The 25,091-nt window shown below is 65.1% G+C and carries 22 protein-coding genes and 1 riboswitch; of the genes, 7 read left to right on the top strand and 15 right to left on the bottom strand.

All coding sequences use genetic code 11. The features are described from left to right. Nucleotides 1–77 precede the first annotated feature (77 nt). Complete coding sequence (locus tag AB4Z48_RS34525) at nt 78–956, top strand: transcriptional regulator (protein ID WP_441622412.1); 879 nt, start codon at nt 78–80, stop codon at nt 954–956. 54 nt (nt 957–1,010) lie between these two features. Here the strand turns inward: AB4Z48_RS34525 and AB4Z48_RS34520 are convergent, their stop codons facing one another. After that, nucleotides 1,011–2,141, bottom strand: a complete 1,131-nt coding sequence (locus AB4Z48_RS34520; RefSeq protein WP_441622410.1) for a sensor histidine kinase — start codon at nt 2,139–2,141, stop codon at nt 1,011–1,013. A 196-nt stretch (nt 2,142–2,337) separates the two neighbouring features. Continuing rightward, nucleotides 2,338–2,913, bottom strand: coding sequence for a hypothetical protein (locus AB4Z48_RS34515; protein ID WP_441622408.1), 576 nt, complete (start codon nt 2,911–2,913; stop codon nt 2,338–2,340). A gap of 96 nt (nt 2,914–3,009) precedes the next feature. Here AB4Z48_RS34515 and AB4Z48_RS34510 point away from each other — a divergent pair, with 96 nt between their 5' ends. Continuing rightward, nucleotides 3,010–3,357, top strand: a complete 348-nt coding sequence (locus AB4Z48_RS34510) for a winged helix-turn-helix domain-containing protein (protein ID WP_441622406.1) — start codon at nt 3,010–3,012, stop codon at nt 3,355–3,357. A 67-nt stretch (nt 3,358–3,424) separates the two neighbouring features. On the opposite strand, the gene AB4Z48_RS34505 is transcribed toward AB4Z48_RS34510, so the two are convergent. From AB4Z48_RS34505 to AB4Z48_RS34470, 8 genes are all read right to left on the bottom strand, one after another. Beyond that, on the bottom strand, nt 3,425–3,910 hold the full coding sequence (locus AB4Z48_RS34505; protein ID WP_441622405.1) for a hypothetical protein: 486 nt from the start codon (nt 3,908–3,910) through the stop codon (nt 3,425–3,427). A 392-nt stretch (nt 3,911–4,302) separates the two neighbouring features. After that, nucleotides 4,303–4,644, bottom strand: a complete 342-nt coding sequence (locus AB4Z48_RS34500; RefSeq protein WP_441622403.1) for a hypothetical protein — start codon at nt 4,642–4,644, stop codon at nt 4,303–4,305. A gap of 557 nt (nt 4,645–5,201) precedes the next feature. Then, entirely contained in the window at nt 5,202–5,987 is a 786-nt protein-coding gene (locus tag AB4Z48_RS34495) for an SDR family oxidoreductase (protein WP_441622457.1), read from the bottom strand. An 8-nt stretch (nt 5,988–5,995) separates the two neighbouring features. Continuing rightward, the gene (locus tag AB4Z48_RS34490) at nt 5,996–6,823 is read right to left on the bottom strand and encodes an SDR family NAD(P)-dependent oxidoreductase (RefSeq protein ID WP_441622401.1); all 828 of its coding nucleotides are present in this window, start codon (nt 6,821–6,823) and stop codon (nt 5,996–5,998) included. 76 nt (nt 6,824–6,899) lie between these two features. Next, nucleotides 6,900–7,325, bottom strand: coding sequence for a MaoC family dehydratase (locus AB4Z48_RS34485; protein WP_441622399.1), 426 nt, complete (start codon nt 7,323–7,325; stop codon nt 6,900–6,902). A 1-nt stretch (nt 7,326) separates the two neighbouring features. Further along, entirely contained in the window at nt 7,327–7,779 is a 453-nt protein-coding gene (locus AB4Z48_RS34480) for a MaoC family dehydratase N-terminal domain-containing protein (protein ID WP_441622397.1), read from the bottom strand. An 11-nt stretch (nt 7,780–7,790) separates the two neighbouring features. Beyond that, on the bottom strand, nt 7,791–8,975 hold the full coding sequence (locus AB4Z48_RS34475; protein WP_441622455.1) for a lipid-transfer protein: 1,185 nt from the start codon (nt 8,973–8,975) through the stop codon (nt 7,791–7,793). 170 nt (nt 8,976–9,145) lie between these two features. Further along, the gene (locus tag AB4Z48_RS34470; protein WP_441622395.1) at nt 9,146–10,183 is read right to left on the bottom strand and encodes a tripartite tricarboxylate transporter substrate binding protein; all 1,038 of its coding nucleotides are present in this window, start codon (nt 10,181–10,183) and stop codon (nt 9,146–9,148) included. 357 nt (nt 10,184–10,540) lie between these two features. Between AB4Z48_RS34470 and AB4Z48_RS34465 the strand changes: the two genes are divergently transcribed. The 3 genes from AB4Z48_RS34465 (at nt 10,541) to AB4Z48_RS34455 (ending at nt 14,094) form a co-directional block, all read left to right on the top strand. Further along, on the top strand, nt 10,541–12,079 hold the full coding sequence (locus tag AB4Z48_RS34465; RefSeq protein WP_441622393.1) for an acyl-CoA synthetase: 1,539 nt from the start codon (nt 10,541–10,543) through the stop codon (nt 12,077–12,079). Between the two features lie 207 nt (nt 12,080–12,286). After that, the gene (locus tag AB4Z48_RS34460) at nt 12,287–12,679 is read left to right on the top strand and encodes a hypothetical protein (RefSeq protein WP_441622391.1); all 393 of its coding nucleotides are present in this window, start codon (nt 12,287–12,289) and stop codon (nt 12,677–12,679) included. A gap of 290 nt (nt 12,680–12,969) precedes the next feature. Continuing rightward, nucleotides 12,970–14,094 carry a hypothetical protein gene (locus AB4Z48_RS34455; RefSeq protein ID WP_441622389.1) on the top strand — a complete coding sequence of 375 codons (1,125 nt, stop codon included), beginning with the start codon at nt 12,970–12,972 and terminating at the stop codon, nt 14,092–14,094. 125 nt (nt 14,095–14,219) lie between these two features. Here AB4Z48_RS34455 and AB4Z48_RS34450 read toward each other — a convergent pair whose 3' ends face one another. From AB4Z48_RS34450 to speB, 4 genes are all read right to left on the bottom strand, one after another. Beyond that, nucleotides 14,220–15,473, bottom strand: a complete 1,254-nt coding sequence (locus AB4Z48_RS34450) for a D-amino acid dehydrogenase (protein ID WP_441622387.1) — start codon at nt 15,471–15,473, stop codon at nt 14,220–14,222. 149 nt (nt 15,474–15,622) lie between these two features. Then, nucleotides 15,623–15,722, bottom strand: a riboswitch (glycine riboswitch). A gap of 87 nt (nt 15,723–15,809) precedes the next feature. Then, a complete protein-coding gene (locus tag AB4Z48_RS34445) occupies nt 15,810–17,180 on the bottom strand; it encodes an MFS transporter (RefSeq protein ID WP_441622385.1) in 1,371 nt (456 codons plus the stop codon). A 266-nt stretch (nt 17,181–17,446) separates the two neighbouring features. After that, nucleotides 17,447–18,595: a branched-chain amino acid ABC transporter substrate-binding protein gene (locus AB4Z48_RS34440; RefSeq protein WP_441622383.1), complete on the bottom strand. Its 1,149-nt coding sequence runs from the start codon at nt 18,593–18,595 to the stop codon at nt 17,447–17,449. Nucleotides 18,596–18,707: 112 nt separating this feature from the next. After that, a complete protein-coding gene (gene speB / locus AB4Z48_RS34435; RefSeq protein WP_441622381.1) occupies nt 18,708–19,685 on the bottom strand; it encodes an agmatinase in 978 nt (325 codons plus the stop codon). 125 nt (nt 19,686–19,810) lie between these two features. On the opposite strand from speB, the gene AB4Z48_RS34430 reads away from it, so the two are divergent. Further along, the gene (locus AB4Z48_RS34430; protein WP_441622379.1) at nt 19,811–20,713 is read left to right on the top strand and encodes a LysR family transcriptional regulator; all 903 of its coding nucleotides are present in this window, start codon (nt 19,811–19,813) and stop codon (nt 20,711–20,713) included. A 224-nt stretch (nt 20,714–20,937) separates the two neighbouring features. Continuing rightward, nucleotides 20,938–24,363, top strand: coding sequence for an AAA family ATPase (locus AB4Z48_RS34425; protein WP_441622377.1), 3,426 nt, complete (start codon nt 20,938–20,940; stop codon nt 24,361–24,363). Nucleotides 24,364–24,595: 232 nt separating this feature from the next. On the opposite strand, the gene AB4Z48_RS34420 is transcribed toward AB4Z48_RS34425, so the two are convergent. Next, nucleotides 24,596–25,091 (bottom strand): RNA-guided endonuclease InsQ/TnpB family protein (locus AB4Z48_RS34420; RefSeq protein ID WP_441622375.1); only part of this gene is annotated, 496 nt, incomplete at its 5' end.

The following is a 25,091-nucleotide window of genomic DNA, read 5'->3' as shown; positions in this document are numbered from 1 at the left end:
AAAAAACAAACGGCGCATGACAGGCCGTCGATCGGCGCAGCGGGCTTGATGGTGCGGGCAATTGCAAGGGGAGCGGCATGAGTGACGGGAGTGAAGGACAACCCGCCTGGACCGGGGCCGGTGACCGGGCACGGTTTCCGGCGTGGCAGGACGCGATGACGACTGCGGGCCGGCGACCGCCAGCGCCGGCGCGCGGCTATCGGGAAGCCGATCCGCACAACCAGCAAGCGGCCATATCGAGCCAGTGCCTGGACGCCTACCTGGGCTCGTACTCGGGCATGGCAGGAAATCCTTCGGCTGATCTGTGGTTCTGCGATGTCAGGGCCCATGCCGAACCGGCGCCGCTCGCGAGCCTGCTGGCGCCGGTGGCCGCGCCGCTGGTCTGGGACACGGATTTCCGAATGCGGCACAGCGAGATGCTCGCGCGCTGGGCCACCCAGCAGAAGCTCGCACGCATCGCGGCAGCGGTGCGCAGTGCCGCGGATAGCGTGGAGCCGTGCGAAGCGAAACAATATTTCGAACAGCGCCTTTATGGCCCCTCGGGCCACGAGTTCAAGCTCTCGCTGTTTCCGCTGCCAACGCTCGAGGCCGGCGCAAGAGGCTGGACCCGGCTCTATGGCCACCAACCCGTGCTCAATCCGCAGGAGCGCTACCTCGGCCTGTGCCGCGAAGGCAGCCGCTTCAGGTTCATCGCCGCGCTGCGCCGGCAGTGGCAGCCCAAGGTGATCGTCTGCCTGGGCAGCCGCAACACGGACGATTTCCTGCAGGCATTCGGATTTGCCGATGCCCCGCAGACGGAGCATGTCCTGCAGCCGGCGGACCAGGGCAAGCCGATACAGGTATGCGTGGACGGGCCTACCACCTTGCTGATATGCCCGCCGCTGAGCGGCGCATCGGGGCTGAACTCGGACGTCCTGCAGACCGCACTGGGAAGATACATTGCCCGGTTGATGTAGAACCTGCTTGTAGAGCCTGCTTGTATAGCCTGCCTGTAGATCCTGATCCGGCGGCTATTTCACGCCGGCGGCATCCCTGGCGCTTCGCGGTACTTCAATACGAAAGGTCGTTCCATTCTCCGCCGTCGAAGTAACCGACACGTTTCCGCCATGCATCGTTGCAACGTCCCGGACGATGAAGAGCCCTAAGCCGATGCTGCCCTGGATCTTCATGTCAGCTTCGCCGGACGAGGCTTGCGTGAATGGATCAAAAACCCGAGCCAGCGAGCCAGGGGGAATCGGGTGGCCCTGGCTATGAATTTCCACTGACACCGTATCCTTGTCCCCGCGTGTGGTAATGCCTACCGGCGCGTCCACTGCCCCGTGGTCCATGGCGTTTCGCAAGAGGTTGTACACCGCTTGCCTGAGCCGGTGGGCGTCCCAGCGCCCTATCGTATTGCCGTCCAGCCGGGCGACAAGCTGGCGATCCGGGGAGAGCGTTTGCGCGTCGCTTATCGCCTCTTCGCAGATGCGCGACATCGATACGTCGGAGAGGGAAAGGGGCCGGTAGCGGTCAAAATGGATGCTCACGAATTCCAGCAGTTCCGCAGCCAGCTCATTCATTTGCCTCACCGATCTTCCGATGCGCAGGACCGCCGCCCTCGATTGCTCTCTGAGATCGGGGTCCATTTCGAGAAGGCGTATGTTCAGCAGGGCCGTGTTGATCGGCCCGCGAAGATCGTGACCCAGTACCCCGACAAAAATGTCACGAGAGCGATCGAGTCCGGCGACATAGGCGTTTGTGGATTCGCCCAAGGCCCGGTCCAGCGCGGCATGGAAATAAGCCATATCCGCGATTTCCTGCTGCAGCCACGAGTGCCGCACCTTCATCCACTCGCTGACCACGACGCTCCGAAGTACCCGGTATTCGGACTGAAGCTCCAGCAGGGAGTAGCCAGTCGCAAGCCGTTGGCCACCGTGATTGGAGGGGACGATTTCGGTACTTGCAGGCTGGACAGGCACGTCGGAACGGAAAGCGCCGGCCTTCTCCAGCCGTGTTGCGATTTCAAGGAGGATCTTGCGGGTGAGGTCCCGGCGCGCGGCCGCTCCAATCGGACTGCCGGATGAGCCGGCATCATTCAACTCCCGCTCCCAGGCCGTCAATATCGCTTCGATATTGGCTCGCATGAATTCATGTAGGCGCATGTTGCCCTCGGCCGCTCTGGAAGTTTGAGAACGCAGGGAGTGGATCGGTGAGCGAGCGCAGTGTGCCTGCCTACGCACTCCAGCCACTCAGGTCCAGGCTTTATTCTAAGCACTGCGCAAGCTGCGGTACACGGCCGGCACCAGATTTGGGCGGGCCGAAGCGAGTCGCGGCGGCATATTGAGCGCGCGCCGCCCGCTAGCTGCGCAGACTCCGCGCGCCAGCGCCGCGCGAGGGCAGCAGCCAGAGCACGGCCTTCATGGCGTAGATGACGATCAGCGTGCCGGTCAGGTCGCCAACGAACATGACCAGGAAACCGCGAATCAGCTCGGCGGGAACGATGTGGTCGGCGTGCAGGGCAAACCAGATGTGATGCAGCAGGGGGCTGGCGATTGCATATGCCACAACGCATGCCAGCAGCCGCGCCGGCGTCAGGTTTGTCAGCGATGCGTGCAGGCCAAAACTGTGCCGGGCAAGCCGGTAGACCAGGTACGGCGCAACGCTCGCCAGGATTCCCCCCATGAACGCGCGTGCAAAGTCATTGGGGAAAAAGTAGAAGAAGCTCACCGCCCAGGACACGATCAGCAACCCCAGCGCGCCGGCCTCGCCGAACAGCAGGGTGCTCAGCAGGCGTATCCCCGCCGGCAGGTAGACCCAGTTAATGCCCGGCACAAACTCCAGTTGCCGGAAAAGCCACTCGTTGAGGGCGAGCGTCAAGACAAACATGGCAATTGTGGCGAACACCATACTCAATTGCAGGCGGACATGGGGCATTGCCGTAAAATGCGTCGGGGCATATTCAAAATGGGGCCTGATGATAGTCGATCCCGCTTACAGCAAGCCGCAACCCATTTCCGGCAGGATATCGTCGTGACGCGGCCGGCCGATATCTACCTGCGCTTTCTCCAGTTGGCGGAGGCATTGCGAGGACTCCCCTCGCTGCCGGCGCTCGATCCCCTCGAAGAGCGGATTCTCGAGCTGATCGCGCGTGCCAGCCAGACGCAGGAACGGCTGTCGGTCAGGGACATGATGGCCAGGAACGAACTGGGCTCGCCTGCCACGCTGCACGCCCGCCTGAAATCCATGCGCGAGAAAGGCTGGATCATGCTGACGGACACGGAAGACACTCGCCGCAAGCAACTCGGGCTCACGCCCGAAGCGCTGCGCCATTTCGACAGGCTGTCCGAGTGCCTGGTGAACGCAACGAAAAAATCCTGAGGGTTTGCCGCTGCGTGGCGCGCGGGGAAGGCGAATCCGCTGGCTTCCCCACTCACTGCCTCGCCTGCTAGCCCGCCTGCGATTCCTTGGCGGGGCCGCGCGCATTCCTGCGTCGCAGCGTCTCGCTGGCCACCGATTCGGACAAGAACAGCCACAGCGTGCGCACGCGGATCACCCCGTCGCCCGGGCCGTCATGCGTGAGCCGGCCCGCCACTTCCTCCAGCTTGTCGAACATCTCCGGGCGCAGCTGCCCGCGCAGCACCGCCAGCCGGGCCCCGGGCACGGCCACCTCGTCACGGTTGCCGAACACGCGGCGCTCGACAAAAAACAGCACCGCCGCCAGCGCCGCCGCGCCGATCCCGATGTTCGCCATGGCCTCGAGCTCGAAGCTGCTGGCAGCAAAGCACAGCACCGCCACCACCGCGAGCGTCACAAAGGCCGCGCGCAGCAGCACAAAGGCACGCGGATGCGAAACAGCGCGAGCCAGGTCACGCACGGCGTCGATCTCGTCTTGCTCCAGCACGTTGAGGACATTGGTGGTCGAAACTTTCATTGTCTTGTTCTAGGTTTGGTTTCGTGAGGTGCGCTGCCAAAGTCACATGCGCGGGGAGAGCCGGCAGTGTATACGCATGGCGGCAAGGACGCTGCGCGCGTGGAATCTGCGCCGCATTGCGGAAATCGGCCGGCCTCGGGTGCCAGGATCGCCTACGGACAGTTGCGGGCGCTTAACGGAGATATTAGCCCGCAGGCCGTCGCGGTCAACTCTCCCTTTGCCCTAGCTCTGTCATCCATTCGGCTGGGCGCGGCGCATGTGGCGAGAGAGGACAACGCAAAGAGGCGGGCGTGGACAGCAGGACGCGCGAGAAGCCGGGCGGCAGGGCAATCCTGCCGCCGGCCTCAAGGCGTCAAGGCGTCAAGGCCTCAAGCCCTCAAGGCGTCAAGGCCTCAAGGCGCAAGGCCGGGCACGCGCGGCACCCGCTGCGACCTCACATTGAAGTGCGGCTCGCCAAACACCTCCAGCAGTCGCGCAATCTCGCGCGCCGAATTCGCGCGCGTGGTGCGGATCTCGCTAAGCCGGCGCGGCGCCGCGGCCGCGCCCACCAGGAAATGCCGCCGCACCGTCAGCAGCGACTCACCCGGCGGTGGAATCAGCACGGGACGCGCGTCCTCATCCTTATAGCTGCCGTAAATCCAGCCCGATGGTGTCAGGTGTGCCTCGATCCAGGCCTCGCCCGACGCAAACGTATCCGGCGCAACCGCGCCGCGCTTTACCATGGCTTCCTGCATTTTGCTGCCTCTCATACGTACGTCACGCATCAGTGGCCCCAAGCGGCCACCGGTCCGCCATGTGCCATGCGGACCGTGTCGTGTCTGAGAAGAATTCTGCGGCTGCGCTCCCCATGCGGGTACCCCGCCTTGGTAGGTGGCGCGCACGCAAAGGGTATCAATGTCTGCGCGACGCGGCATCCGCTGCGCAAGTCAATGGCAGGCCGACCCGGCCATCGTCGTTCTATCCCCACCTAAGCGTGGGTCCCACCAAAGCAGGGTAAGAGCGGTCGGCACGCCCATCAATAATCCACCCCGGCAAGCTTGACCCCTTGCTAATTCCCGATAGGGTGTAGGCACTCCCCGCGCCTACACCCTCTTTTTTTGGGGCGATCAACGAGGAATTCCGGGGAATGCGCCCTCGTCGCGGTAGCCGTAGGCCACCTGCCGAGCGCCTTGAGCCGCAAAAGCAGGAAGGGAAACCCGCGGGGTTTCCCTTCCCGGTTGGTTCGCTGCACACGATCAATGCACGTTCAGCGCACGTTCAGCGCAAGATCAGCGCAGGGAACCCGCCCCCCTTAAGCCGCCACCGCGGCCGACAGATCCCGCGCCCCGCCCAGCGAACTCCCCCCGTCCACCGGAATCACCGCCCCCGTCACAAACTGCGCGCGCGCGGAACTGAGAAAGCGCGCCATGTCGGCAATGTCCTCCACCGCGCCAAAGCGGCCCAGCGGGATCGATGCCTGCATGCGCGCCAGCGCCTCGGGCGTGGGCGCCAGGCGGCGCACGCCTTCGGTGTCGCCGATCGGGCCCGGCACGATGGAGTTCACGCGGATGCCGTCACCACCCCATTCCATCGCCAGCACGCGGGTCAGCATGTCCACGCCGGCCTTGGCCGCGYAGACATGCGCCTGGTAGGGCGTGGGGTTGTAGGCCTGCGGCGCGGAGATACTGAGCACCGACGCGCCCGGCTTGCGCAGGTACGCATGGGCCGCGCGCAGCACGTTGAAGGTGCCGTTGAGGTCGATGTCCACCACCGTGCGAAAGCCCTTGGCGGACATGCCCAGCGCCGGCGCCACGAAGTTGCCCGCGGCGCCGGACACCAGCACGTCGATATCGCCAAAGGCTTCATGCGCCTGCGCCAGCGCGGCGGCAATGGCCTCGGCGTCGCGCACGTCGGCGGCCAGGCCCAGCGCGTCGGCGCCCAGCGCGCGCAGCGCCTCGGCGGCGGCCTGCACCCGCTCCGGCGTGCGGCTGGCCACGGCCACGCGCGCGCCGGAGCGGGCGAAGGATTTGGCAATGGCGAGGTTGATGCCGCTGCTGCCGCCCGCCACGAAGACCGTCTTGCCCTGGAAGTCGTCCATCGCCGCGCTCACGGACGGCCGCCGCCGCAGACCAGCACCTGGCCGCTGACGTAGTTGGACTCGGGGATGCAGAACATATAGACCGCGCCCGCCGCTTCTTCCGGCGTGCCGCCGCGGCCCAGCGGGATCAGGGCCTCGGCGTTCTTGAGCACCTGCGGGTTCACGCCCACCTTGATCTGCTGGCCGGCAATGTCGATGCTGGCGTCGGCGTCCGCCGGCGTCTCGGTCAGGCGCGTCATGATCAGGCCGAAGGCCACGCTGTTGACGTTGACCTTGTAGCGGCCCCATTCCTTGGCCATGGCGCGGGTCAGCCCGTTGATGCCGGCCTTGGCGGCGGCGTAGTTGGCCTGGCCGGCATTGCCGTACACGCCGGAGGTGGACGAGATGTTCACCACCTTGCGGAACACCGGCGTGCCGGCCTCCGCTTCGCGCTTGGCCGCCTCGCGGATAAAGCCGGATGCCGCGCGCAGGATGCGGAAGGGCGCCGTCAGGTGCACCGCCAGCATGGCTTCCCATTGCTCGTCGCTCATCTTCTGCACCACGTTGTCCCACGTGTAGCCGGCATTGTTGACGATGATGTCCACGCCGCCAAAGCTGTCCAGCGCCTGCTTCACAAAGCGGTCGGCAAAGCCGGGTTCGGTCACGCTGCCCACGCAGGCCACCGCCTCGCCGCCGGCCGCGCGGATGTCCGCCACGGTCTGCGCGGCGGGGTCCGCATCCAGGTCGTTGATCACCACGCGCGCGCCTTCGCTGGCGAGCTTGAGCGCGATCTCGCGGCCAATGCCGCGCCCGGAGCCGGAAACCAGCGCCACCTTGCCTTCGAGTTTGCGAGTCATCGTTGCCTCCTGTTGTCTGTCTCTATGTGTCTGAACTGCACTGATCTGATCGGATTGAGTAGGGGGGCGCCGGCCTTCACGCCAGCGCAATCACCGCTTCGCCCGCCAGGCGGGTCTGCCCGTCCTGGTTCACGGTAGACACCACCACGCGCGCGCGGCGCTCGCCGTCCTGCTGCAGCAGCTCCGCCACGTGGCCCGAGCACGTGATGCGCTCGCCCACCTGCGTGATGGCGGCAAAGCGCACGCTGAACGCGCGGATGGCCGGCTGCGGCGCCCAGTTGGTCAGCACGCGGCCCAGCCACGCCATGGACAGCATGCCGTGGGCAAACACGTCCGGCATGCCGGCCCCGCGCGCAAAGTCCGTATCCACGTGGATCGGGTTGTGGTCGCCCGATGCCCCGCAATACAGCGCCAGCGCCAGGCGGGAGATGGGCGGGGTCTCGAACGCGGGCAGCGCATCGCCCACCTTCAGGCTGGCCAGGTCGATTTCAGCATGGCGCATATCAGGCTCCCACGGCGTTGCGCACCACGGTCACGCAGCGCAGTTCCGCCACGCGCTCGCCGCGCTGGTTGGTGACATCGGTGGTGCGCACCACAAACTCCAGCGCGCCGCCTTTCTTGTCGTAGATATCGTCGATGCGCTGGCGGAACGTCAGCGTGTCCCCCGCATACGCCATCGCGTGGTAGGTAAAGCCCTGCTCGCCGTGCAGCAGGCTGCGGTAGTCCATGCGCAGCAGCTCGCGGATCGCCGCCGGGTCGGGCGACTCCATCTCCAGGCAGAACAGGAAGGTCGGCGGCACCGGCAGCGCGGGCATGCCGGCGGCGCGCGCCGCGGCTTCGTCGCTGTAGACGGGGTCGGTCTGCCCGGTCGCCTTGGCAAAGAACCGCAGGCGGCCAGCCTCCACGTGCGCGCTGAACGGCGGGAACACATGCCCGATGTATTGCTTGTCGATCATGGCGTCTTTCCTCACGCGGCCTGGTACAGGGTCACCACGCAGGCGCCGCCCAGGCCCAGGTTGTGCTGCAGCGCCGTGCGCGCGCCCTCTACCTGGCGCTGGTCGGCCGTGCCGCGCAGCTGCCACACCAGCTCCGCGCACTGCGCCAGGCCCGTGGCGCCCAGCGGATGCCCCTTGGACAGCAGCCCGCCCGACGGATTGGTCACCACGCGCCCGCCGTAGGTGTTGTCGCCGTCCACGATGAACTTCTCCGCCGTGCCCTCGGGCGTGAGGCCCAGCGCCTCATAGGTGATCAGCTCGTTGGCGCTGAAGCAGTCGTGCAGCTCCACCACGTCCAGGTCTTCCGGGCCCACGCCGGCGGCCTCGTACACCTGGCGTGCGGCGGCGGCCGTCATGTCATAGCCCACCACCTTGCGCATGTCGCCACTCTCGAACGTGCTGGGCGTATCGGTGGTCATGGCCTGCGCGGCAATCACCACGCGGCGGTCCAGGCCGTGCTTGCGCGCAAACGCCTCCGAGCAGACGATGGCCGCGGCCGCGCCGCACGTGGGCGGGCAGCACTGGTAACGCGTGAGCGGCCCAAACACCGCGGGGGACGCCATCACCTCCTCCAGCGTCAGCGTCTGGCGGAACACCGCCAGCGGATTGCGCGCCGCGTGCTGGCGCGCCTTCACCGAAATACGGCCGAAGGTATCGGCACGGATGCCGTGCTCCTTCATGTAGTCCAGCCCGGCCCCGCCGAAGAACTGCGCGGCGCGCGGCGCATCCGGCTGGTAGCCCTGCTGCGCGGTCATGGTGTCGACAAAGCGGGCCATCGGGGACGGCCGGTCGTCATAGGCGCCCTTGAGCGCGCCCGCCACCATCTGCTCGAACCCCAGCGCAATCGCGCATTCCACCTGGCCGCTTTCCACCGCCTGGCGCGCCAGGTACAGGGCGCTTGAGCCGCTGGAGCAATTGTTGTTCAGGTTGAACACGGGAATGCCGGTCAGCCCCACGCCGTAGACCGCGGCCTGCCCGGCGGTGGAGTCGCCGTACACGTAGCCCACGTACGCCTGCTGCACGTGCTGGTACGCCACGCCCGCGTCATCCAGCGCCAGCCTGGCGGCGCGCGCGCCCATCACGTGATAGGGCTCGCTGGCGCCCGGCTTGCTGAAGGGAATCATGCCCACGCCCACCACGTGGACGGCGCGTTTCATCTGGGTCATTCTCTGGTCTCCTGGTCTGGCGGCCGGGCCGCCCCTCGCAATGCAGTGTGCCCCGCGTGCCCGCGCCCGCCAATCGCCGATCGGGACAAAACCATTGGCAAAAAGTATCAAGCTGCAGCATGGGCAAGCAGCTGGCACGGCGGCATGCCGCGCCGCGCGCTTCAGTCCAGCCGGATGCCCAGCTCGCGCACCACCACCTTCTCCCGCTCGTACTGCTGCGCGGCGAACTGCGCATACTGGTCGTTGCTCAGGTACACCTCCTGCAGGTCGATGGCCTCCAGCGCGGCCTGGTACGCCGGCGACTGCGCGGCCTTGCGCAACGCGTCATGCAACTGCCTGACCACGGCGGGGTCCATGCCGCGCGGCCCCACCACGCCCACCTGCGAGCTGGCGGTAATGTCAAAGCCGCGCTCCTTCAGCGTGGGCACGTCCTTGAAGCGCGGAAAGCGCGCGTCGCCCACAATCGCCAGCGGCCGCACCTTGCCGGCCACGGCATACGGGCCCCAGCCGGGGTCCAGCACCGCGTCGATATCGCCCGCCATCAGCGCCATCAGCTCCTCCGAGCCGCCCTTGTACGGCGCGAAGGTGAACTTGGCGCCGGCGGCCTTGCCCAGCTTCTCCATGGCGATATGGCCCGAACTGCCGGTGCCCACCGCCGCGTAGGTGACCTTGCCCGGATTGGCGCGGGCATACGCCAGGAAGTCTTCCAGCGTCTTCCACGGCGCGTCGGCGCGCACCACCAGCCCGTAGCGGTAGTTGGTCAGGCCGATGATGTAGGTGAAGTCCTTGCGCGGGTCGTACACCGTCTTCTGCAGGTGCGGCATGCGGAAGATATTGGCCGCCACCAGCGCCAGCGTGTAGCCGTCCGGCGCGGCGGTCTGGCTCATCACCGTGGCCGCCAGCGTGGCGCCGGCGCCAGGCTTGTTGATGGGCACGATGCTTTGCTTGAGCTCCTTGCCGGCGGCATTGAGCAGGGCGCGCATCGGCGCGTCGGTGGGGCCGCCCGGCGGGAACGGGATCCAGAACTCGATCGGCCTGGCCGGATAAGGGCCAGCGGCCAGCGCCGGGGCAGACACGGATACGGACACGGCCGCCGTCAATGCCGCCAGCGCCAACATACCCCCCAGGCCACCCAGGCGCCGCGCCAGGCTACGCCAGGCCGGGCGGGGCAGGGCGCCCGCCTTTGTTTTGTCTTGCATGGTTGTCTCCTTTGTTCTTGTGTGCGTGTCGCAGGCGCTTGGCTCCTGTCGCGCCAAGGCTAGCCGGCCGGCACTCCCGCCCACAATTGCCGGAACGCCCAAACCGATTGGCAGAAACGCTCATGCCCGCGCGGCTGCCCGCCGGGCCGGTGTCATTTCCTGCCAATCGCGTTGAGCGGTTCCGCAATTGGCGTGGGCGCGCTGCGGCGCTTAAATGTGCGGAGACCTGCAGACCATCACGCCGATCCGCGCTGGCCCGCGCCCGCGGGCGCAGGCGCAGGCCAGCGCCGCCCCGCACCGCTGGCGCATGCGCCACGGGGCGAGGCAGCCGCCACCCAGCACAAGGAGACAATACCCATGCACCTGACCGCCGGACTACACCGCTCCCTGCAACGCCACCCCGACAAGATCGCCCTGGTAGACGGGCAGACCCGCCTGACCTTCCGCCAGCTGGCCGCGCGCGTGGCGCGGCTGGCCGGCGCGCTGCAATCCCTGGGCGTGGCGCGCGGCGACCGCGTGGCCGTGCTCGCGCCCAACGGCGCGGCGTACGTGGAAACGGAGCTGGCGGTCTGGTGGGCCGGCGCCGTGCTGCACCCCGTCAACACCCGCTGGAGCCAGGCCGAGATGGCCTTCGCCCTGCACGACTGCGGCGTGCGCGTGCTGCTGGCGGGCGAACCCTTCGCCGCGCTGGCCGGCGCGCTGCGCCGCCAGGTGCCGGGCCTGCAGGCCATCGTCCATGTCGGCCCGCAGCCGGCGCCCGCCGGCATGCTGGACTACGCCGCGCTGATCACCGACGCCCAGCCGGTGGCAGACGCCCGCGCCGCCACGGCGGACCTGGCTGCCATCCTCTACACCGGCGGCACCACCGGCTTCCCCAAGGGCGTGATGCTCTCCCACGGCAACCTGTGGGCCTCGTGCATCGGCCGCATGGCGGACGTGCCCAACCCGCCCGACTTTGTCTCCCTGCTGGTGGCGCCGCTGTTTCACGTGGCCGGCCTGGGCCGCCTGGTGGGCCAGCTGGTGGTGGGCGGCACCTGCGTCATGCTGCCGGGCTTCCAGCCCGACACCGTGCTGCGCACCATCGCGCAGGAAGGCATCTCAGACATGGTGCTGGTGCCCAGCATGATCCAGATGCTGGTAGATGCGCCAGGCTTTGCCGGGTACGACCTCACCAGCCTGCGCCGCATTGTCTGGGGCGCCGCGCCCATCGCGCTGCCGCTGCTGGAGCGCGCCATGGCCGCGCTGCCCGGCGTGGAATTTCTCCACGCCTACGGCATGACGGAGACAGCCGCCTCGGTGTCCGCCCACCACATCGGCAGCACCCCGCAGGCGCGCGAAGGCGGCCGCCTGCGCTCTGCCGGCCGCGCCGGCTACGCGGCCGAGCTGCGCATCGCCGGCCCCGACGGGCGCGAGGTGCCCACCGGCAGCATGGGCGAGATCCTGGCGCGCGGCCCCGCGGTGATGATGGGCTACTGGAACCGCCCCGAAGAAACCGCGCAGGCCCTGCGCAACGGCTGGCTGCACACCGGCGACAGCGGCTACATGGACGACGAGGGCTACCTCTACGTGGTGGACCGCATCAAGGACATGATCATCTCCGGCGGCGAGAACGTGTACCCCGCCGAGGTAGAGGAAACGCTGGGCCGCCACCCGGCCGTGGCCACCAGCGCCGTCATCGGCATCCCCGACGAGAAATGGGGCGAGGCCGTGCACGCCGTGGTGCTGCTGCGCGAGGGCGCGCAATCCACCGCGGATGAGCTGCGCGCGCACTGCCGCACCTGGCTGGGCGCGTACAAATGCCCCAAGAGCTTCGCGTTCCGCAGCAGCCTGCCGTTGTCGGCGGCGGGGAAGGTGCTCAAGAGTGAGTTGAGGAAGGAGTTTGGGGATGGGGTTTGAGTGTTTTCCGCCCCGCCTCCCGGCGCAGCACGGCGCCTTTGCCACAGACCCGCTGCTGCCAGGAGCCCGGAATCGAACGGAGCGCATGCCAATACGACGGTAAATTGGGGTACCAGGAGGCAATCGGCCAGATTGCTGGCGGACATGCTTCAGACTGGCAGGATCGAGACGTCTTCGAAGTCTCCATAAGAAAAGGGCCCGGCTGGTATGCCGGGCCCGCACTTCTTTACTTCGTCACCTCAGGGGTTCGCCGATCTGGCTGCGCGCCATGTAGATAGCGGCGCGCAGGGGCCGTCCGACACATATCGCATCGCCGTACAGCTCGAAGTGCATGGCAAAGGCGGCGCCCGATGCCTGCATGATGAACTCGCGGTGGGAAGCACCATCGAGATGACGGGGCCATTCAACAGCTTTCCACTTCACGCCATGGCGTCGTCCCGCGTCAGTGTCGTGGCCGGTGGTATTGGCGTAACACCTTTAGTCTCGATGGCCCACGCACTCAGAGCGCAAGGCATCCCGTTTGAATTGCACCGCATGCACGCCGCAGTTCTCATGACCGAGGAACGGACTATTACCGCCCCCGTGATTCCCATCCGCTGATCGCACGGCACCTTCCCTTCAGAGAGAAGAGAGAACCACATGGGAGAAGCAGAGCATTGCCGCCAGAGATGGCCGGTGCTAACGATGCCGCGTGCGAATCCGGTGCTGGCCATCAACTTGCACCAACTTGTCCCCGGTCGCATTCGTATAGTGTTCTAGAGGCAGGTCGTCAGGAGTTTGGTCACACGATTAGTGCTAATTGCATCACATCGCATCGCATCACCCGGGATGGCCTCGCATGCGCGGGTCAGGCGATCAGACAAGAGGTCCACCAAAAAGAACCAAAGACCATGGAACCCTCAAACCACGGAAGTATGCTTGGCACGCTGCGCCTTGCAAGGCTGGCGAATCGCAGGCCCCGCCTGTGGCTCGGGGTGTTCGCGCTGCTCGCTGGCTGTGGGTCTATCGGCCCCACGACCATCGTTGCGGACCGCTTCGACTACAGCGCGGCGATCGCGGACTCCTGGAAGCAGCAAACGCTGCTGAACATCGTCAAGCTTCGCTACATGGACCTGCCGGTCTTTGTAGACGTGGCGTCGGTTGTCAGTGGTTACTCGTTGCAGACTGGTGTGTCTATGAACAGCACTGTCTCCTCGGCCAACACCGTACAGGGCAATTTCGTTTCCGCCGGGGTACAAGGGGTATATACGGACCGGCCTACCATTACCTACACGCCAGCGACCGGGCAACGGTTTGTGCAGGGGCTGATGGTGCCGATCGAGCCCAGAAACATCTTCTTCATGCTTCAGAGCGGCTATGCCGCAGATTTCCTGCTGAGCATGACCGTGGAGTCGCTCAATGGCGTGCGCAATCGTTCGACGGTTGCAGGGGCGATGCGCGAGGCGGATCCCGCGTTTCTGCGAGCCATCGCATTGCTGCGCGACGTGCAGGGCGCCGGCGCGTTCGGGATGCGTGTTGAGGATAGCAAGAGCAAAGGTTCAACCGCCGTCGTGCTTTTCCGGCGTGACGGCGTGACTCCCGACATCGAGGAAAAAATGACCGAGATCCGCCGCCTGCTCAGAATGCCACTGACCAGGCAGGAGTTCATCCTCCGGTATTCCCCAGCCCGCGGCGCGGACGACGAACTTGCGGTGAACAGCCGCTCGATGCTGCAAATCATGAGCGCCTTTTCCAGCTACCTGGACGTTCCGGAGGAACACATCAGAGACCACAGTGCGCTGCCTGCGGTTGCGCCGGGCACAACTGAGAGGCAACAAGGCGCCCTAAGGATTCACAGTGGCAAGGAAAGGCCCGCCGAGCCATATGCTGCGGTACGGTACCGTGGCTACTGGTTCTGGGTTGAGCAAGGCGACCTGACAACGAAACGCGCCCTTGCGGCCATCATGTTGTTCTTCACGCTGGCGGATACCGGCAGTAAGGAGTCGCAGCCGTTGATCACCATCCCAGCCCAGTAGCGCGGCTCCCCAGCACGGGGCCGCCAGTCGACGTAGGCGCAGTAAAGGAGCCCCCGGCGCCGACATGCGAAGCTCGCTCCTGCCCGGAGCGAGATACCTGACTTGCCTTGCTGTCCGACTGCCTCCTACCCAACGGGATAGCTCTCGGCGATGGTCGTGCCGATCGTTGCCGCTGTTGCAGCAGACAACGTCCATCCAAGATGGCCATGGCCGGTGTTGTAGAACACCCGTGGCGCCCTGCCTTTTGACACGCGCGGCATCATGTCCGGCATCATCGGGCGAAGCCCCGCCCAGGGGACTACGCGGGAGGTATTGATTCGGAAGTTGCGACGCGTCCATGACACGAGCGGCTCGATGCGGTCGGCTCGGATGTCTCGGTTTTGTCCATTGAATTCGGCGGTACCTGCCACGCGGAACCTGTCCTTGCCAAGTCTGCTCGTCACGATCTTTGCGCTTTCGTCGAGCAGGCTGACCCACGGCCCGTTCGCCACGCTGTCGGCATCGTCCAGGTGCACGGTAATGGAGTATCCCTTGACCGGATAGACATTGATCCTGTCGCCCAGCATGCCGGCAATATGCCGGCTGCCCACACCGGCACAAACCACCAGCGCATCGCCGGCGATCTCGTACGCGGCACCGGCGTGGACCGATGGCGACGCCACACCGTCCACCGCCTGCAGGCCGATACGCACGCCGCTGGCGGATAGGTCGATGCTTCGCACGTCCCAGCCCTGCAGGAAGCGCACGCCGCGGCGCTCGCAAGCGAGCGCCAGGCCGCGCGTGAACTTATGGATATCCCCGGTTGAATCGGATGGCGTGAAGTACCCGCCAAAGTATTGGCCTTGCAACGTCGGCTCGATCGCCCGGATCTCCTGCGGCGACACCGCAAAGCGCTCCAGTCCGCCTGCCACGAGTAGCGCGTTCGTCCTGCCCGCGGCCTCGAAAGCCGCTTTGTCATGATAGAAGTGCAGGATGCCGCGGCGCTCCAGATCGAACTGGATATTCTCCTGCTCGGCCATGGCAAAGAGATGCTGGCGGGCGGCAATCGCCAACTTCGTCGTTTCGATGGTGTTCTCCCGATAACGCGCGATGTTCGACACAAACTCCCCCATCCACGAGTATTTGTGCCACGACGGCTTCGGGTTCACCAGCAGCGGCGCGTTGCGTTTCAGCATCCATTTCAGCCCTTTTAGTATCGTTCCCGCGCTGTTCCAGACTTCCGCGTTACACGCGGAGAGCTGGCCGCCATTGGCGAACGACGTCTCCATGGCGGGATAAAGATGGCGGTCGACGACAGTCACCTCGTATCCGAGTTTCGATAGCGTGTAGGCGGTGGTGACGCCGGTAATGCCGGCGCCTATGACTATGATTTGAGACATGGCAGGGTCCTCTGTCAGGCAAAGCGATGGCCGAATCCTCGGCTTCCTACCCCATCTGTCCCGGTACCTGAGAGCTTTGGCAGCGGCCGGTGACCGGTGCCGTCCCCTTCGGTGGGCATTCCTTGCAATGCCACTCTCCAGATTCTTGAATCGACGCCACAGTCCTTTTGCCTGAGAGTTTCCGGGGTGGTTGCTCCGTCGGCGCCGGGGATGGCACGTACCATCCCCGGTCTCTCCTGCGTCGTCTTGCAGCCGCTTAGTGGCCGCTTAGCGGCCGATTTGCGGCCGGGCTGCCCGGGATCACAGCCGATGCGTCAAGCTGCGCCCCTTGCTTGCTTAGTCCGGTAACGCACCGCCCGAAGGCGTACGGCTGGCCAGGATGGCAATCAGCGACACCACCGCAGCCCCGACCAGGTACCAGGCTGGTGCAAGCTTATTGCCCGTGGCGCTGATCAGCCAGGTCGCGACCAGGGGGGCGGTGCCGCCGAACAAGGCGTTCGCGCTGTTAAAGCACAGTGCAAAGCCGCTATATCGCACGCGGGTCGGAAAACTCTCCGACAGGAAGCACGGCAGCGTGCCGTCGTTGATGGTGAGGAAGGCGCCCAGTGCCACCTGAATCAGCAAGATGCCGACGATGCTGGCGCTCGACAGCGAATGGAACAGCGGCACCGTGAAGAGCGCGAACAGGATGCAGGCGGAAACCAGCATCGTCTTCCGCCCGAACCGGTCGGAAAGCAGGCCCATCACGAAAATCATCACGACATAGCTGGCCAGCGATACGGTAGAGACCAGGAAGGACACCGAGTCGCTCATGCCGAGTTCCTTTGACAGGTACACAGGCATATAGCTGAGCAACAAGTAAAAGCCGACGGCGTTCAGGCAGGTCACGCCGAAGCCGACCAGCATGGTACGGCGATGCGAGGTGAGCAACTCGCGCAGCGGCGCCTGCGGTGCGTGATTGGCGTGCTCCATCGCGACGAACTTCGGCGTATCTTCTAGTTGAAGCCGGATGTAACGGCCAACCAGCCCAAAAGGGGCGGCCAGCAGGAACGGCACGCGCCAGCCCCATTCGAGCAACTGTCCGGAGGTCAGCACCGTATGCAGCCCGGCGACGAACAGCGACGCGAACAGCAGGCCGGCGGCTTCCGCGGCAGGGATGACACTGGTGTAGAGCCCGCGCTTGCGGTTCGGTGCATATTCGGCAAGAAAGGCCGAGGCGCCGGCGTATTCGCCTGAAGCCGAGAAGCCCTGGACCAGCCGGATGACAAGCAGCAGTACCGGCGCCCACAAGCCCACCTGCCCGTAAGTCGGCAGGAAGGCGATCAGGAAGGTCGAGCAGGACATGATCATGATCGACAGCGACAGCGTATTGCGCCGGCCGAACTTGTCGCCGAAATGCCCCCAGATCACCCCTCCGATCGGACGCACGACGAAGGACAGCGCGAATACGGCATAGGTAGCCATCAGGCTGGTGGTCGGGTCGCTCTTGGGAAAGAACACTACCGCAATGACGGTTGCAAGAAAGCCGTAGGCGGCGTAGTCGAACCACTCGATAAAGGTGCCGATAAAGCCTGCCGCGGTAGCGCGGCGCAGTACCTGCCTGGTGTCGGCATCCACGGCGCTGCTGCGGGCCTGGCTCGCCGGGTATCCCGGGCGATTGCCACCTGGTAGCACCTCCGCGCCGCGCAAGGATTTCGTGTTACTCATACTCTGTCTCCGGATTATTTTGTCCTGGTCGCGCTACGTCTATCCAGGCATGGGCTTTTGCCGCATGCAACCGGCGACCAGTCTTGTGGTGTGTCTTGTTGTGTGTCTTGTGGATCTGCTCTGTGGGTAATAAGGGGTGTTGAACTCCTTATGCAGGGTAAGAAGGCGCAGCGATACAGCGGATCGCCGATCCATCGACAAGAAAACGAAATCCCGATGCCACGGCTATGTCGCGCCCGCCGACGAGGCATGCCAGCGAACTGGCGCTACCTGTCCTGCGGCAATGGCACCAGGGCGCTGTTGCGGTAGGTGTAGATGGTGATCGGCGAATCCCGCAGGTCGCGGTTGGGGTCGAAGCGGTATCGGCCGGCCACGCCCTCCATATCGATACCCGCCAGCGCTGCCCGGTACTGCGCCGACTCGACCGAGTTGGCTGTCTTCATCGCCTGGGCTACCAACCTGAGGCCGTCATAGATAGACGCGCTGTAAGTGAGCGGATCGGTGTTGTAGCGCTTCCTGTAGTCGCTCTTGAACTGGCGCCCCGGGCCGGTGTTCTCGAGCACGGGACCGCCCTGCGGGCAGTACACATGCTCGTCCACGGCATCGCCCCCCAGCCTGGCCAGTTCGATATTGCACATCGCATCGCCACCGAGCAGATAGGCGTCGGCCATGGCGAGCCGCTTCATCTGGCTGCGCAGGGGTCCGGCCTGCGAGTAGTAGCCACCATAGAAGATGCCGTCCACCTTCATGCCGCGTATTCGGGTCAGAATCGGGACGAAGTCTACGGCCTTGTCCGAGGTGTATTCGCGGGCGACGATCTCGATGCCTTGCGCCCTGGCTGCCTTGACGAACTCGTCCGCCACACCCTGGCCGTAGGCGGTCCGGTCGTCGATGACCGCGAAACGCCTGGCGCGCAGTTTGACCGAAGCAAACTCGCCCATGCGCTTGCCAAGCTGGCTGTCATTGGCCGAGATCCGGAAGACATAGGTGTACCCGGACTGGGTGACTGCCGGGTTCGAAGCCACCGTTGCCATCACTACCCCGGCCTGGTCCAGCAGGCGGGAGATCGGGATGGCGACGCCCGAGTTGAACGGCCCGAACACCACCTTCACGTCCCCGTCCACCAGGCGCTGGGCAACCGACATGCCGGTGCGCGGATCTGCGGCGTCGTCCTCGGAGACCAGGCTAAAACGCACGGCTTTGCCGTTGACGACAAGGCCTTGCGCATTCAGTTGATCGATGGCCATGCGCAGGCCGTTTTCATTGTCCTTGCCAATGGCGGCCTGCGGGCCGGACAGTGGCCCCGTCAGGCCGACCTTGACGACCTGCTGCTCCGCAGCCATGACGAAGGACGGCAACGGGCACGCCAGCACGCCGGCGGCCAGGCCTGCCCAGAAACGAGATTGACGAAACATTGCGGCTCCCCTTTTTTGCCAGGTCGCGCGACGCCGCTGAATGGCGCGCTGCATGGCCATGTAAAGACGACGGCATGCCTGATGACGACGCGGCCCCTTTTGCGTTCAGCGCTCAGCGCGCAGCGGCGCGCTTGAGCTTGCGCTGGTGCATCACCCGGCCGATCGTGTTGAGCAAAAGCTGCGCGGCAAGGATGGCGGTGGATCCCGTATGGTCATAGTCGGGAGCGACTTCTACCAGGTCGATCCCCACCACGTCGCCCTGCTCGGCCAGGCCAGCGAACAATTCCAGACCCTCGTAGTAAGTCAGCCCGCCATGGCTCGGGGTACCTGTGCCAGGCGCGATGGAGACGTCGAACCCGTCGATGTCGATGGTCAGGTAATAGCGTACGCCCTTCGGGATGCGGTCCAGCACCCCCTGGATGCCGAGCTTGCGAAGCTGGCGCACCGAGATGATGTCCGAGCCCATCTCGCGTGCTTGGGCATACCCCTCGCGTGCAGTAGAGGACACGTTGCGGATGCCGATCTGGGTCATGCCGCTGACGACGCTCTTCTCCGCGGCGCGGCGCAAGGGGTTGCCGTGACCGTGACGCACGCCATGCCGCTCGTCGACAAAGTCCAGGTGGGCGTCGATATGGACCACGTGGAACGGCTCCTGGCCTTCGAAGGCCGCGATGCAGGGGATATTGATCGAATGATCCCCGCCTAGCACCACGGGCAGCGCGCCGGCCTTCAGGATCTTGCGCACCCCGTATTCGATGTTGGCATGGCACTTTTCGGTATTGGTATGCACCATATCGGCGTCGCCAATGTCGACCATCCTGACCTCGCTGGCCGGCATGTACACGACATCGTCCTCGAAGTCATAGGCGCCACTGTGGCCGAAGGAGAACAGCGTGGACGCCTCGCGGATCGAGCGCGGCCCGAAACGCGCGCCGGCTCGCCATTGGGTGCCACAGTCGAACGGCGCGCCGATGACCGCCACGTCGGCGTCGATGGCATCCCAGTCAAGGCAGAGCGGCGATTTGCCGAACGTGCAGATACCGACGAATGGGAGGTCGAGCCGGCCCTTCTCATATTGATTTTCAGACATCGCGTTCACTAATCCTTTCTTCGTTGATGCGGTGGGGACGAGTTCATTCTGGACAACGGCATGGTCCGGTACAATCAGAATGTTTAGAACTTCAGTTCGTTAAAATCCGAACTAAAGACGGGAACGTGAAACTCCGCGATGTGGACCTCAAGCTACTGAGAATCTTCGAAACTATCGTGGGATGCGGTGGCTTTGCCGCGGCGCAATCGCTGCTGGGCATTGGCGCGTCCAGCATCAGCGAGCACATGACGCAACTCGAGACCCGACTGGGTGTGCGCTTGTGCGAGCGCGGGCGCAGCGGGTTTCGCCTGACCGAGGAGGGCCAGCAAATGCACGCTGCGGCCCAGCGACTGCTCGCGGCAGTGGACACCTTCCAGATGGAAGCCGGGACCATCCGCCGTGAGCTTCACGGCGTACTTCGCCTGGGGCTGATCGAGGCCACGCTTACCGACCGTGGGGCGCCTCAACTGGCCGCCATCCGCAGCTTTGGCCAAGCCGCGCCGAAGGTGCAGCTACATATCGAGATCGACTCGCCCAACCGCCTCGAACAGCGGGTGCTGGATGGCAGCCTCCACCTCGCGGTCGGACCGTTTCCGGACCCGGTAGCGGGCCTGGACTACCGCATGCTCTATCGCGAGGAGCAAGGACTTTACTGCGCATCGCCGCATCCGCTCTTCTCCCATGCCGGTCAGAAGGGCCAGGCGGAGCAGGTTGCCAGTGCGAACCTGGCGACGCGCGGCTACCTCGGGCGCCAGGAGCTTGACCTGCTCGGGATGCAGGAGGCTGCAGCGATGGTGGATAACGTCGAAGGGCGCGCCATGCTGATCCTGTCCGGGAACTACATTGGCTTCCTGCCGCCGCACTATGCCGATGCGTGGGTGGCGCCCGGCCTGTTGCGCCGTATTGCGCCAGAGCGCTACACCACGCATCTCGATTTCAAGATCATCACGCGGCGGGGCGCGCGCGAAACGCGGACCGTGCTGGCGCTGATCGATCACCTTGGAGAGGCCGCAAAGAAGGGGAGGTAACGGGTAACGTCCGGGGGCCTCGGCGGCTGACGCATCACACCTGATTCGGCGCGTTCTTGCTTAAAGCATCCTGGCGCCCCCCGCGTTTGTGCACGTTTTGCGCCGCTCCACACCAGAAGAGGGTATGCATGCACTCCGCGTGTGAACATATCTCGATTTCTGGGGCGCAATTGATAACATCTAATAGGTGAATCTTCCATGCGCCCGGAAAGGGTGCCTAGCCCATGCGCTGTGCAATCTGCGGGTTCGAGAATGCGGCAGGCGCAAAGTTCTGCGAGGAATGCGGCGCCAGGCTTGTGCGCGTCTGCCCGGCCTGCGGCCAGGGGGCGGCTGCGAGCGCCAAGTTCTGTAGCGAATGCGGCGCATCGCTAAGTGGACCTCCTGGCGGCACGCTCCCTGTCTCGACCTGTGCGCCCAACACGCCAATCGACTACACGCCTCCCTATCTGGCCGAGCGCATCCGGGCGGCGCAAGCAGAGATGGAAGCTCGCGGTCCGTCAGACGGCGAGCGCAAGACAATCACCGCGCTGTTCGCCGACATGGCCGGCTCGACCGCACTGATCCATGACCTCGATCCCGAAGATGCGCGACGCCTGATCGACCCGGTGCTGGCGCTGATGATGGAGGCCGTGCATCACTACGAGGGCTATGTGGCCAAGTCGATGGGCGACGGCATCCTGGCGCTGTTCGGCGCGCCGATCGCGAACGAAGACCATCCGCAGCGGGCCTTGCTGGCGGCGCTGCGCATGCAGGAGGCCATGCGCCGTTACGCCGACGGAGTGCGCCTGGCCCAGGGGATCGCGCTGCAGATCCGCGTCGGCATCAACTCCGGCGAAGTGGTGGTGCGCGCGATCCGCACCCAGGACTTGCACACTGACTACGACCCAGTGGGCAAATCGATCCACATTGCTTCGCGCATGGAGAGCATCGCGGTGCCCGGTTCGATCGTCGCGAGCGCACACACCCACAACCTGACCGAAGGCTATTTCGCGTTCAAGGCGCTCGGCGCGACGCCGATCAAGGGGCTGCCCGAGCCGCTCGCGGTCTTCGAAGTGCTCGGCCCCGGCCCGCTGCGCACCCGGCTGCAGGTGTCGGCCAGCCGCGGGCTGGCGCGCTTTGTCGGCCGTGCCCGCGAGCTTGAACAACTATATGAGGCGCGCGCAAGGGCGCGGGCCGGACATGGTCAGATCGTCGGCGTGGTCGGCGAGCCAGGGGTCGGCAAGTCGCGGCTCTGCCATGAGTTCAAGCTGCTCGCGCCGCGCGATTGCCTGGTGCTGGAAACCTTCTCGGTGTCGCACGGCAAGGCCTATCCGTATCTGCCACTGATCGAACTGCTGCGCAACTACTGCCAGATCACGGCGCAGGACGATGAGCGCCGGCGGCGCGAGAAGCTCACCGGCAAGCTCCTGACGCTGGACCGCGCGCTCGAAGACAGCCTGCCTTATCTGTTCCACCTGCTGGGGGCCGCCGAGCCTGACTCGGCGCTGGCGCCGATGGACGCCCAGATCCGCCAGCAGCGCACTTTCGAGGCGATCAAGCGGCTGCTGGTGCGGGAAAGCCTGGCCCAGCCGCTGGAGCTGATCGTCGAGGATCTGCAATGGCTCGACCGGGAAACCGAGGCCTTCCTCGGCTTTCTCGGCGAGAGCGTGGCCAGCGCCCGCATCCTGCTGCTGGTCAACTTCCGGCCCGAGTACCGGCACGACTGGAGCCGCAAGAGCTACTACACCCAGCTACGCCTGGGTCCCCTGGGCGAAGCCGAAGCCCGGGAACTGCTGCGAGCCCTGCTGGGCGATGCCGCCGGAATTGCTCCGCTCGAGCACCTGATCCTGGCGCAGACCGAAGGCAATCCATTCTTCATCGAGGAAGTGGTGCAGGACCTGGTCGAGGGGCAGGTGCTGCGAGGCGAGCGCGGGCATTACCGTCTCGAGCAGATCCCGGGCAAGCTGCACATCCCGGCCACCGTGCAGGGGGTGCTCGCCGCCCGCATCGACCGCCTGCAACCAGCCGAGAAAGCACTGCTGCAGACCCTGGCGGTGATCGGCAAGGTATTTCCATGGAGCCTGCTCGCGCGCGTCGTCGAGCAGCCCGAGGACACAACGAGGAGCCTGCTGGCGCGGCTGCAAGCCGGGGAATTCATCTACGAGCAGCCGGCGTTTCCGGAGGTGGAGTACAGCTTCAAGCATGCGCTGACCCAGGAGGTGACCTACGGCTCCCTGCTAAGCGAGCGGCGTCGTGCGCTGCATGAGTGCACGGCCCAGGCGATCGAGGCCCTGTTTAGCGCCCAGCTCGAGGAGCACTGCAGCGAGCTGGCATATCATTTCAGCCGCAGCGGCAACACGCCAAAAGCCGTGGAGTACCTGCACCGTGCCGGACGCCAGGCAGTGCAACGCTCCGCCGACGCAGAAGCCGTCACCCACCTCACCATGGCGCTGACCCTGCTCGCGACGCTGCCTGATAGCAAGGAACGCGCACAGCAGGAACTTGCACTCCAGATCACCCTCGGTCCGGCCTGGATGGCCACCAGGGGCTTCGCCGCCCCGGAAGTGGGGGCAGCGTACGCGCGCGCCCTGGAGCTGTGTCGGCAGCTCGGCGAAACCCTCCATCTATTCCCTGCAATACTGGGGCTGCGCACGTTCTACACAGTTCGGGCTGAACTCCAGACCGCGCGCGAATTGGCAGAGCAATTGGTGACGCTTGCCGAAACGTCGCAGGATCCTGCGTTATTGGTCCAGGCGCGTCGGGCGCTGGGAACCGCCTTGTTCTATCTTGGCGAACTGGTGCCCGCCCGTGCGCATCTGGAGCAAGCCATGGCGCTCTATGACCCCTCACAACACCATTCGCATGCCTTCATCTATGGATTGGAGCCCGGTGTGCAGGGGCTGAACCACATTGCCATGGACCTCTGGCTGCTTGGCTACCCGGATCAAGCCCAAGCGCGCAGCCAGGAGGCGCTCGCCCTGGCCCAGACGCCTTCCCATCCCTCGGACTCGGCCGACGCGCTATTTTTTGCCGCCGAAGTCCGCCTGCTCCGCGGGGAAGTGCAGCCGTCAATGGAGCTCGCGCAGGCGCTCGTCGACCTCGCCACCGACTTCGGCCTGCCGTTCGGATTGGCGTGTGGAACCATTCTTCTTGGCTGGGCGTTGGCCGGGCAGGGACGCGCGACAGAGGGCATTGAATTGATACAGCAGGGCTTGAGCGCGTACCGCGCCACGGGGGCCGAAGTGTTGCGGACTCACTTCCTTATGCTGCTGGCCGAAGCCTTCGCAAAAACGGGGCAAACTGAAGCAGGGCTTGCGACGCTTGCCGAGGCACTGGGCCAGGCCGACCGCACCGGCGAGCGCGTGTACGAAGCCGAATTACATCGGCTCCATGGCGAGCTAATGCTGATGGAGCCGTGCCCCGAACGCGCGGGGCACATCAGCCAAGGCGAAGCCGAAGCCAGCTTCCTGCGAGCGATCGCGCTCGCTCGCCGCCAAGGCGCCCGATCCCTGGAACTGCGCGCGGTGATGTCTTTGAGCCGGCTTTGGCAGCAGCAAGGCAAAAAGGATGACGCCAGCCGGCTGCTGGCCGATCGATACAGCGCATTCGACGAAGGCTTGGATACACACGACCTGCGCGAAGCGAGGGTGCTGCTTGCCGAGCTCAAATGACGGCTAGCTAGCGGGCCCGGAGGTCCTGGGAACAGCCATTCCCTGAGGCAGCCGCTTCGAACGGCCGACCTCGGATGACTAGGGGACGAAGCGCAATGCCGGCTTAAAGGCGGAGACACCTCAGAACAGAAGCAAGTCCGCAATACTTCAAAATGCAGACCGTAACGCTCGACATCGGCATCGGCGGCGCAAAGCCGTGGAATCCTGATCGCTTCATTCCTTGCATGCACTGCTATCCAAAACGTGCACAAATGTGCGCGTCCGGTTCCTGCCCCGAACCCCCTGACTGGCCAGGCTCGTATCTGACAGGCGTAACTTTCCCGATAGCCTCAGGTAGAAAAACCATTTGTTCGAGGTTTGCGCTCGCGTTAAAGTCTCTGTCATGGCGCGTGTCACAGCTTACGCAAGTCCACTCTCGATCCTTTAACATCAAAGCCGAATTTACCTCGCCGCAGCATGAGCAACGCTTTGAGCTAGGAAAGAAGCGATCCGCCGTCACTAGCGTTGTCCCATACCAAGCACTCTTGTATTCGATCTGGCGGCGAATCTCCCCAAATGCCACGTCGAGAATGGCGCGGTTCAGGCCGGCTTTTTGACGGACATTTCTTCCCGGTTTGTCGACACTCCCCTTGGCGCTTGCAGTCATTCCCTGCACAGACAAGTCCTCGATGCCCAACGTTTGGTTTTCACGTGCGAGCGAGGTCGTCATCTTGTGCGTGAAGTCATTG

Source organism: Cupriavidus sp. 2TAF22, from assembly GCF_052115045.1.
Taxonomy (GTDB): domain Bacteria; phylum Pseudomonadota; class Gammaproteobacteria; order Burkholderiales; family Burkholderiaceae; genus Cupriavidus.
The sequence above is the reverse complement of the archived record's forward strand: the minus strand, read 5'-3'. Positions and strand labels throughout refer to the sequence as shown.